The organism is Dietzia massiliensis, from assembly GCF_018390595.1.
GTDB lineage: Bacteria > Actinomycetota > Actinomycetes > Mycobacteriales > Mycobacteriaceae > Dietzia > Dietzia massiliensis.
The window spans coordinates 28528-39291 of record NZ_JAHBAV010000032.1 but is presented as its reverse complement, the minus strand read 5'-3'; the positions used below and the strand labels follow the sequence as shown (position 1 = coordinate 39291).

Genomic DNA, 10764 nt, shown 5'->3' with positions numbered 1-10764 from the left:
TGTTAGTGGCATGCTCTAGACCCGAAGCGGAGTGATCTACCCATGGCCAGTGTGAAGCGACGGTAAGACGTCGTGGAGGCGCGAACCCACTTAGGTTGAAAACTGAGGGGATGAGTTGTGGGTAGGGGTGAAAGGCCAATCAAACTCCGTGATAGCTGGTTCTCCCCGAAATGCATTTAGGTGCAGCGTCGCATGTTTCACCTCGGAGGTAGAGCTACTGGATGGCCGATGGGCCCTACAAGGTTACTGACGTCAGCCAAACTCCGAATGCCGAGGTGTGAGAGTGCGGCAGTGAGACTGTGGGGGATAAGCTTCATAGTCGAGAGGGAAACAGCCCAGATCGCCGGCTAAGGCCCCTAAGCGTGTACTAAGTGGAAAAGGATGTGGGATCGCTGAGACAGCCAGGAGGTTGGCTTAGAAGCAGCCACCCTTGAAAGAGTGCGTAATAGCTCACTGGTCAAGTGGTCCTGCGCCGACAATGTAGCGGGGCTCAAGTACACCGCCGAAGCCGCGGCACTCACACGTATATCCTCCTCCGGGCAGGTGTGTGGGTGGGTAGGGGAGCGTCGTGTGGCCATAGAAGCGCCGGAGTGATCCAGGTGTGGAGGCCACACGAGTGAGAATGCAGGCATGAGTAGCGAATGACGAGTGAGAAACTCGTCCGCCGGATGACCAAGGGTTCCTGGGTCAAGCTAATCTGCCCAGGGTGAGTCGGGACCTAAGGCGAGGCCGACAGGCGTAGTCGATGGACAACGGGTTGATATTCCCGTACCCGTGTATGCGCGCCCATGGTGAATCAGTGATACTAACCGCCCTGAACCACCGAGACGGTCTTCGGACCGCGTGGTGGGGATGCGCGGGACCTGATCTGGTAGTAGCCAAGCGATGGGGTGACGCAGGAAGGTAGCTGGGCCAGTCAGTGGTTGTACTGGTGTAAGAGTGTAGGCCGTGACAACAGGCAAATCCGTGTCACACACAGGCTGAGACTTGATGCGTACCCGTTGTGGGGAATTCAGTGATCCTATGCTGCCGAGAAAAGCCTCTAGTGAGTTCATACACGGCCCGTACCCCAAACCAACACAGGTGGTCAGGTAGAGAATACCAAGGCGATCGAGAGAACTGTGGTTAAGGAACTCGGCAAAATGCCCCCGTAACTTCGGGAGAAGGGGGACCACGCCCGGTGACCGGACTTGCTCCGTGAGCTGGGGGTGGTCGCAGAGACCAGAGAGAAGCGACTGTTTACTAAAAACACAGGTCCGTGCGAAGACGTAAGTCGATGTATACGGACTGACGCCTGCCCGGTGCTGGAAGGTTAAGAGGACCGGTTAGCCGCAAGGCGAAGCTGAGAATTTAAGCCCCAGTAAACGGCGGTGGTAACTATAACCATCCTAAGGTAGCGAAATTCCTTGTCGGGTAAGTTCCGACCTGCACGAATGGCGTAACGACTTCTCTGCTGTCTCGACCACAGACTCGGCGAAATTGCATTACGAGTAAAGATGCTCGTTACGCGCGGCAGGACGAAAAGACCCCGGGACCTTTACTATAGCTTGGTATTGGCGTTCGATTCGGTTTGTGTAGGATAGGTGGGAGACTGTGAAGCATGCACGCCAGTGTGTGTGGAGTCGTTGTTGAAATACCACTCTGATCGTATTGGACGTCTAACCTCGGCCCATGATCTGGGTTAGGGACAGTGCCTGGTGGGTAGTTTAACTGGGGCGGTTGCCTCCCAAAGAGTAACGGAGGCGCCCAAAGGTTCCCTCAGCCTGGATGGCAATCAGGTGTTGAGTGCAAGTGCACAAGGGAGCTTGACTGTGAGACTGACACGTCGAGCAGGGACGAAAGTCGGGACTAGTGATCCGGCACCGGCATGTGGAAGCGGTGTCGCTCAACGGATAAAAGGTACCCCGGGGATAACAGGCTGATCTTCCCCAAGAGTCCATATCGACGGGATGGTTTGGCACCTCGATGTCGGCTCGTCGCATCCTGGGGCTGGAGTAGGTCCCAAGGGTTGGGCTGTTCGCCCATTAAAGCGGCACGCGAGCTGGGTTTAGAACGTCGTGAGACAGTTCGGTCTCTATCCGCCGCGCGCGTAAGAAACTTGCGGAAGGCTGTCCCTAGTACGAGAGGACCGGGACGGACGAACCTCTGGTGTGCCAGTTGTTCCACCAGGAGCATCGCTGGTTAGCTACGTTCGGAAGGGATAACCGCTGAAAGCATCTAAGCGGGAAGCCTGTTCCAAGATGAGGTTTCTCACCACCTTCGCGTGGTTAAGGCCCCCCACAGACCATGGGGTTGATAGGCCGGAACTGGAAGCGCAGCAATGCGTGCAGGTGACCGGTACTAATCGGCCGAGGACTTACACACAAACACCTTTTTAGAGATCGACGCGTCCACTGTGCAGTATCTGAAACAACACACCCACACACACAATGTGTGGGCCTTGTTTCGCAGAGTTACGGCGGCCATAGCGGCAGGGAAACGCCCGGTCCCATTCCGAACCCGGAAGCTAAGCCTGCCAGCGCCGATGGTACTGCACTCGCGAGGGTGTGGGAGAGTAGGACACCGCCGAACACAACTTCATGACCAGCGGGAGGGACTTCACAGTTCCTCCCGCTGGTCGCATTTGTGCCCCTTCTACCCACTCCGTGCCGGACCAACCGGCGCACGTAAGGTGAACGACGTGAACGAACCCCGGTCCGAGAACGCAGACCGCTCGCCCCGACGCGGCGACCGCGACGTACCCCGCCGAGGCGACCGGGCCCCGCGAGAGCAGCGACGCGACAACAGCTCCTACGGGGAGCGCCGCGGGAAGCGATACGACGGTTCCGACACCTCCCGCACCGACCGGAACCAGTCCGGCGAAAGGCGCGGTAGCGGCGCGCGCTCGTCGTCCGGTCAGGACCCGCGTCGTGGGGACGGCGCTCCCCGCGCCGCGGGCGGGCCCCGCCGGGCCCCCGCTGGTGGTCGCGCCGGTGGTGATCGTCGTGCCGGCGCCTCCGTCGGTGAACGGCGTGGTGGCGCCCAGAGCGGAGACCGGCGGGGCGGCGGCCCACGCGGAGGCACCGGACGCGGGGATCGGCCGGTGGGGGCCCGCCGGAGCGAAGGTCGCCCCGGTCAGGACGCACGGCAGGCCGCCCGCGCCGATGAGCCCGCCCTCCCCGACGACATCGAGGCCGCCGACCTCGACGCCGACGTCCGTCGCGACCTGCGCAGCCTCGACAAGTCGAACGCCGAGACGGTCGCCAGGCACCTCGTCGCCGCCATGCACCTCGTCGACGACGACCCGCAGCTCGCCCTGGCGCACGGCCGCGCCGCCAAGAACCGCGCCGGCCGCATCGGCGTCGTCCGCGAGACCCTCGGCGTCCTGGCCTACCGTGCCGGCGAGTGGTCCGAGGCGCTCAGCGAGCTCCGCGCCGCCCGACGCATCTCCGGCGGGCCCGGTCTGCTCGCGATGATGGCCGACTGCGAGCGCGGGCTCGAGCGCCCGCAGCGCGCCATCGAACTCGCCCGCGGCGACGAGTCGCGGATGCTCGACGCCGACGAGCTGATCGAGCTGCGCATCGTCGAGGCGGGAGCCCGTGTCGACATGGGCCAGCTCGACGCCGCCCTCGTCACCCTGCAGGACGCCGGAGTCGACGCCGACGCCCGCGGCGAGTCCGCCGCCCGGCTCGACTACGCCTACGCGGAGGTCCTCCTGGCCTCCGACCGCAGGGACGAGGCGGCGGAGTGGTTCCGCCACGCACTCTCCGCCGACCCCGAGGACGTCACCGGCGCCGCGTCTCGTCTGGCCGAACTGGAGGACTGATCGCGGTGAGCGCCACCACCCTGGCCGAGGCCCACGATGCACTCCTCGTGGACCTCGACGGCACACTGATCCGCGGCACGGAGCCGATCCCCGGCGCCGCCGACGCACTCGAGCGGGCGGGTCTGCCCGTGGTGTACGTGACCAACAACGCCAGCCGGTCCCCGGAGGACACCGCCGCCCACCTCCGTGAGCTCGGGTTCGCCACCTGTCCCGGCGAGGTCATGACCAGCGCACAGGCCGCGGTGGTCATGCTAGGCGACCACGTCGACCCGGGCTCCAGGATCCTTGTCGTCGGTCACGATAGTTTCCGGGAACTCGCCCGGGAGGGCGGCTACGATGTCGTCCTCTCCGCCGACGACCGGCCCGACGCCGTGTTGCAGGGCCTGTCGCGAGAGTTGACCTGGGCCGACCTCGCGGAGGGCTGCCTCGCGATCCGCCGAGGCGTGCCCTGGATCGCCTCCAACGTCGACACGACCCTTCCGACCGAGCGGGGTCTGCTCCCCGGCAACGGATCCCTCGTCGCCGCCTTGCGGGCCGCCACGGACCGCGAGCCCGTCGTCGCCGGGAAGCCCGCAGCAGGGGTGTTGCGCGCCGCCGCAGACCGTGTGGGGTCCAACCGCCCACTGGTGATCGGTGACCGACTCGACACGGACATCGAGGGGGCCGTCGCCGCCGGGATGCCCGCGCTGATGGTCCTCACCGGCGTCCACGACCAGACCCACCTGCTGTCGGCGGATCCGCACCGGCGCCCCACCCATCTCGCGCCCGACCTGTCGGCTCTCGCCGAGCCCGCCGACGCGTCCCGGATCCCGCACACCGCTGAGTTCGACGGCGCGGTCGAGGCCGGGGTGCTACACCTGTCCGGAGTCCCGGACCATCTGCACGGGTTGGATCTGGCCCGAGCCGTGATCGCACTGGCGTGGCGTCACGACGTGTCGCAGGTGTCCGCGGGCGGAGACGGCCTCCGATCCCGGCTCGCGGATGCGGGACTCGTCGTCGGCTAGCGTGTAGGCCGTGACCACCCCCGGACCCCATCCACGTCCCGGGCCCACGGGGCCCGACATCGACGAGCTCCGCTCGGCGTTCGACGACCTGCTCGGCGACTCGGTCGGCGCGCCGGGGACCGACGCCGGCGGCGGGGCGGTCCGCGACGACCAGGTCGCCGCGCTCGACGCCGCCCACGAGCTCCTCGCGCAGGCTCTCACGGCCCTGGACAACCGACGCTGATGGCGGCCAGACGCATGCGGCTCGACGCCGAACTGGTACGTCGCAAGATGTGCGACAGTCGCGAACGGGCGCGGGACCTCATCGACTCCGGGCGCGTCATCGTCAACGGGGTGGCCGCCACCAAACCCGCCACCCAGGTCGAACCCACCACCTCGATCGCGCTCACCGCATCCGACGAGCCGGACTGGGCGTCCCGCGGCGCGCACAAGCTGGTCGGCGCCCTCGACACCTTCGCCGGCGTGACCGTCGACGGGGCGCGCTGTCTCGACGCCGGAGCCTCCACCGGCGGCTTCACCGACGTGCTGTTGAGCCGGGGCGCCGCCCGCGTCGAAGCAGTCGACGTGGGGTACGGACAACTGGTGTGGCGACTGCGCAGCGACGAGCGCGTCGGCGTCCACGACAAGACCAACGTCCGGTCCCTCACCCCGGGGGACATCGGTGGGGAGGTCGATCTCGTGGTGTCCGACCTGTCGTTCATCTCCCTGCCGCTCGTGTTGCCCGCGCTCGCTCTGTGCACGCGGCCGGGCGGGCATCTCCTCCCGATGGTCAAACCACAGTTCGAGGTGGGGCGCGACCGCGTCGGGCAGGGCGGCGTCGTCCGTGACCCCGAGCTGCGGATCGAGGCCGTCACCGGTGTCGCCCACGCGGCCGCGGGACTGGGGCTCGAACTCCTGGGCTGCGTGGCCAGTCCGCTTCCCGGCCCGTCCGGCAACGTCGAGTATTTCCTGCACCTGGGCAGGTCCGCATCGGGAGAGCCGGCGGACCTCACCGACGAGTCGCGACACGCGATCCGCACGGCAGTCGAGGAGGGCCCACGATGAACGACATCCCCGGATCCGAGCAGCCCCGGCGCATCCTGCTCGAACCCAACATCGCCCGACCGGACATCGTCGCGACGGTCGCCCAGGTGGTCGACGCGTGTGCGGAGCGGGGCATCGTCGTCCGGGTTCTCGAGGACACCCGGGACCGGGTCGCCACCGGCGGTGGAGTCGAGTGCGTTCCCGACACGCCCGCCGCCGCCGAGGGGTGCGAGCTCGTTCTGGTCCTGGGCGGGGACGGGACGTTCCTGCGCGCCTGCCAGTACGCCCACGCCGCGGACGTGCCCGTCCTGGGGGTCAACCTCGGACACATCGGCTTCCTGGCCGAGTCCGAGGTCTCCTCCCTCAGCGGCGTCGTGGAGCAGATCGCCGCGCGCGACTACCGCGTCGTGGAGAGGATGACAGTCGAGGCGACGGTCATCAGCGGCGAGACCCGGCTCGCGCACGACTGGGCGCTCAACGAGGTCAGCATCGAGAAGGTGGCACGACAGGGCGTGCTCGAGGCCTCCGTCGAGATCGACGGCCGCCCCGTCAGCGACTACGGCTGCGACGGCATGTTGGTCTCCACCCCCACGGGATCCACCGCATACGCGTTCTCCGCCGGGGGCCCCATCGTCTGGCCCGAGCTCGACGCCATCCTCGTCGTACCGAACAACGCCCACGCGCTCTTCGCCCGGCCCATGGTCGTGGCGCCCACCTCCAGGGTCGCGGTGGAGACCGGAGTGCACTCGGGCCCCGCCGTGGTCGTGCTCGACGGGCGGCGCCTGGTCGACGCACCGCCCGGTAGCCGCGTCGAAGTGGTCCGCGGTCGACGCCCGGTCAAGTGGGTGCGGCTCGACGACTCGCCGTTCACCGATCGCCTGGTCACCAAGTTCGAGTTGCCGGTGACCGGGTGGCGCGGACGATCGGGTGTCCGGCCGCTCACCTAGGGTGGGTGCGTGCTCACGGAACTCCGGATCAGCGGCCTCGGCGTCATCGACGAGGCCGTCGCCGACTTCTCGCCAGGACTGTCCGTCCTCACCGGAGAGACGGGCGCGGGCAAGACGATGGTCGTCACCGGTCTGAGACTGCTGGCCGGGGGACGCGCCGACCCCGGCCGCGTGCGGCGGGGTGCGGACAAGGCGGTCGTCGAGGGGCGCTTCGACCTGTCCGCAACCGCCACGATGGACCCCGCCGATCGCCGGGATCTCGACGACCTCCTCGAGGACGCCGACGTCGACCTCGACGAGGACGGCAGCGTGATCGCCGCCCGACGGGTCGGCGCGGACGGGCGCTCCCGCGCCCGCCTGGGTGGTCGTTCCGTCCCCGCCGGCACCCTCGCCCGGTTCTGCGCGCCGGTCCTCGCCGTGCACGGCCAGAACGACCAACTCCGTCTGCTGCGCCCGGACCGGCAGCGCGACGCCGTCGACGCCCACGGCGGTGATGACGCCCGCGCCGCGCTCGAGGCGTATCGCGAGACCTACAGGCGGTGGCGCGAGGCCGAACGCTCACTGGCCGAGCGCACCGGTAGGGCCCGCGAGCTCGCCCGCGAGGCGGACCTGCTGCGCATGGGGCTCGAGGAGATCGACGCCCTCGACCCACAACCGGGCGAGGAGGCCGAACTCGACGCTCTCATCCGCCGCCTGACCGATTCCGAGGAGCTGCGCGAAGTGGCCGGGCAGGCCCACGAGGCGCTCACCGGTGACGGCGAGACCACCGAGCCGATGGTGGGGCTGCTCGACCAGTTGCGGCAGCGGCTGGCAGGCGCCGGCGACCCCGCGCTCGAGCCCATCGCGACGAGCATCGGACAGGCTGTCGCCGCACTCGGGGACGCGGCCACCGAGCTCGGCCTGTACCTCGCCGAGCTGCCCGTCGACGCCGCCGACCTCGATTCGGCGTTGGAGAGACGGCACAATCTCCGCGCGTTGACGCGCAAGTACGGCACGGACGTCGACGACGTCATCGCCTGGGCCGCCAGAGCTCGGACCCGACTGGGGGAGGTCGACACCTCCGACACCGCCGTCGCCGAGCTGCGAGCCACCGTGGAGCGACTCGCGGCGGAACTGTGTGAACGCGGCGCCGCGCTGACCGCCGTCCGACGCGCGGCGGGGGAGGACCTCGCCGCCCGGGTGACGGCCGAACTCGCCGAGCTGTCGATGGGTGGCGCCCGCCTCGCCGTCCGCGTCACCCCGTCGGGGGACGGGCTCGACGGCGCCACCGAGAGCGGGCTCGACGACGTCGAACTGGCGCTCGACGGGCCCTCCGGGTTGGTGCCGCTCGGCAAGGGCGCGTCCGGCGGCGAGCTGTCGCGGGTCATGCTCGCGCTCGAGGTGGTCCTGGCCGAACGCTCGGGCGGGGGCACCCTCGTGTTCGACGAGGTCGACGCCGGCGTCGGAGGCCGGGCCGCGCTGAGCATCGGCAAGCGACTGGCCCGCCTGGCACGGACGCATCAGGTCATCGCCGTCACCCACCTCGCCCAGGTCGCCGCCTACGCCGACACCCACCTGGTCGTGCACAAGGACGCCGATCCCGCGGGCGCCGACTCCGGGAGCTCCGGTGTCGTCGTCTCCGGGGTCACGGCGGTCGCGGACGCCGATCGGGTGACCGAACTAGCACGGATGCTCGCGGGACTCGAGGACACCGACACCGGACTCGCCCACGCGAGGGAACTGCTGGAGAAGGCCCAGTACGAAAAGTCTCAAGCTGAGGTCGACCGTTAAGGCGACACGCCGGGGTGACCTCCCTCGTCACTCGAATCACACGCGTGATACTCGTGCACATGAAGATGTCGGGTCTGCTCAATCGTCGCTCCCAGGACCTCGCCGGTGTCGTGGGCACCGTGCGCCGGATCGAGCCGGGGACTCCGGTACCGAAGAGGCTCGGTGCCAAGGACGTCGCCGTCCTCGACCTCAACCGCACCACGGCGGAGACGGCCCACGCACTCGTCGAGGCGGAGGTGGCGGCCGTGGTGCACGTCCCCGCCGCGGGTGAGGAGATGCTGCCCCGGGCGGCCTTCCGCACCCTGGCCGCCTCGACGGTGCCCGTCATCGAGGACGCCGACCTGGCCGATGTCACCGACGGGACCCGGGTCCGCATCGACGACGGGGTCATCTACTCCGTCAAGTCCGAGGACGAACTCGCCGGTGGCCGCGAGGTCGACTCCGCGACCCTGCTCGCCGAGGTCGACAGCGCGGAGAAGAACTACGTCGAGTCGGCGCTGGCGCACCTGGCCAACGCGACCGAGTTCCTCAGCCTCGAGCATCCACTCCTGCTCGACGGCGAGGGGCTGCCCGAGATCGATGTCGAGTTCACCGACCGTCACGTCGTGGTGGTCACGGGCGACGCGTCCTCGCGTGCCCAGCTGGCCGAGCTCAAGCCGTTCATCCGGGAGTACCGCCCGCTCCTCGTGGGCGTCGACGGGGGGGCCGAGCTGCTGCGCTCGGCCCGGTTGACGGCCGACGTCGTCGTCGCCACCCCCACCGAGGTCTCCGACGAGGTCCTCACCGACGGTGCCGTCCTCGTCGTGCCGGCGGATCGTGACGGCCGGGCCGAGGGGCTGGAGAAGATCACCGAGCTCGGGGTCGGCGCCACGACGTTCCCGGCCGCCGCGACGGCGCGGGACATGGCGCTCCTGCTGGCCTACCACGGCCGGGCGGAGATGATCGTGGTCACCGGGGACGACCGGGGCCTGGAGAACGCCTTCCGCCCGGCCTCCGCGCCGTCGTCGACCATGGTCGACACGACCGTCTCCTCGCGCCTCGTGCACGCCCACGCCTGCGCCACCCTCTACCGGTCCCGCGGTTCGGGGATCGGCCTCGCGCTGATCGTGCTCGCCGCCCTGGTCGCTGTCGCCGCCGTCGTGGTGGCCCGCGACGCCGCCCAGGACCTCCTGCTCTGGGCCATCGAGACCTGGAACTCCTTCGCGCTGTGGGTCCAGGGGCTCGTCCGTTGATCTCGATGCGCCGCCATGTCCTGACGTTGGTGGCCGTTTTCCTCGCCCTCGCGGTGGGGGTCGTCCTCGGGTCCACGTCCGTCGCGACGTCGATCCGGGACGCGGTCGTCGACCGCGAGGAGACCACGGCGGCGCGGCTCGAGGCGGCGGAGGACGACCTCGCCGCCGAGCGCAGGGCGGTCGACCGGCTGGACGGCCTGGCGGCGGACCTGACGCCGGCCGTGCTGGACGGTCGGCTCGACGGTCGGCCGGTCCTCATCGTCGTGGCACCCGGTGCGGCGGAGGAGGACGTCACGGCGGCGGGTGACGTCATCGCCGCGGCGGGCGGCATCGACGCCGGCCGCGTGACCCTCACCGACAAGGCCGTGGACCCGGCCGCCGACTCGGAGCTGCAGGCACTCGTGGCCAACCTGCCGATCGGCACCGCCCCGGCCGCCGACGCCGACCTGGGCACCCAGCTCGGCACCGCGCTCGGCCGCGCGGGGCTGCTGCGCGCCGAGGACGCCGAGCCGCACCTGGGGGACGAGGACCGGGCGACCGTGCTCACCACCCTCGCGGACGCGGACGTCATCGAGTTCGAACCCGGCACTCTCCGGCCCGGTCAGCTGGCGCTCGTCGTCACCGGCCCGCAGGAGCAGGAGTCGACCGCCGTCCGCGTGGCCGCCCTGGCCCGGACGCTCGACCGTGAAGGCGCGGGAACCGTGGTCTCCGCCCGCCTCGGAGAGGGCACCGGCCACGACGCGGTGGGTGTTCTGCGGTCCTCCGGCGAGGAGGACGTCTCGACCGTCGACGACGCGGGAACGGACGCCGGCCGGCTGGCGACGGCGTTGGCGCTGGCCGAGCAACTCGCCCGTGAGCAGGGTCACTACGGTCTCGCGCCGGATGCGTCGGCCGCGGCGCCGCCGCTCCCCCCGATGCCGTAGCGGTGATAGCCTGAAGCCCCGTGGGGTGCACCGGAGCCGCACCAGCATTCATCCATTCCG

Annotated in this window: 8 protein-coding genes and 2 rRNA genes; all 10 read left to right on the top strand. The window is 69.2% G+C overall.

The genetic code is table 11. The features are described 5' to 3' along the window. A 23S ribosomal RNA gene (locus KHA85_RS10345) occupies nt 1-2364 on the top strand; the annotation flags it as partial. 90 nt (nt 2365-2454) lie between these two features. After that, nucleotides 2455-2571 (top strand): 5S ribosomal RNA (gene rrf / locus KHA85_RS10340). A 511-nt stretch (nt 2572-3082) separates the two neighbouring features. Next, nucleotides 3083-3805: a tetratricopeptide repeat protein gene (locus tag KHA85_RS10335; protein ID WP_213185723.1), complete on the top strand. Its 723-nt coding sequence runs from the start codon at nt 3083-3085 to the stop codon at nt 3803-3805. Nucleotides 3806-3810: 5 nt separating this feature from the next. Further along, nucleotides 3811-4809, top strand: a complete 999-nt coding sequence (locus KHA85_RS10330) for an HAD-IIA family hydrolase (protein ID WP_213185722.1) — start codon at nt 3811-3813, stop codon at nt 4807-4809. A 10-nt stretch (nt 4810-4819) separates the two neighbouring features. Beyond that, on the top strand, nt 4820-5032 hold the full coding sequence (locus tag KHA85_RS10325) for a hypothetical protein (protein WP_007629074.1): 213 nt from the start codon (nt 4820-4822) through the stop codon (nt 5030-5032). Beyond that, nucleotides 5032-5853 carry a TlyA family RNA methyltransferase gene (locus KHA85_RS10320; RefSeq protein WP_213185721.1) on the top strand — a complete coding sequence of 274 codons (822 nt, stop codon included), beginning with the start codon at nt 5032-5034 and terminating at the stop codon, nt 5851-5853. Before KHA85_RS10325 ends, KHA85_RS10320 begins: the two co-directional genes overlap by 1 nt. Continuing rightward, entirely contained in the window at nt 5850-6779 is a 930-nt protein-coding gene (locus KHA85_RS10315) for an NAD kinase (protein ID WP_007629071.1), read from the top strand. The genes KHA85_RS10320 and KHA85_RS10315 overlap by 4 nt, the downstream gene beginning before the upstream one ends. Nucleotides 6780-6788: 9 nt before the next feature. Further along, entirely contained in the window at nt 6789-8549 is a 1761-nt protein-coding gene (gene recN, locus KHA85_RS10310) for a DNA repair protein RecN (RefSeq protein WP_007629070.1), read from the top strand. Between the two features lie 59 nt (nt 8550-8608). Further along, entirely contained in the window at nt 8609-9781 is a 1173-nt protein-coding gene (gene steA, locus KHA85_RS10305) for a putative cytokinetic ring protein SteA (RefSeq protein ID WP_213185720.1), read from the top strand. A gap of 5 nt (nt 9782-9786) precedes the next feature. Next, nucleotides 9787-10704 (top strand): copper transporter, encoded by a 918-nt coding sequence (locus tag KHA85_RS10300; RefSeq protein WP_213185719.1) that lies wholly within the window; start codon nt 9787-9789, stop codon nt 10702-10704. Nucleotides 10705-10764 lie beyond the last annotated feature (60 nt).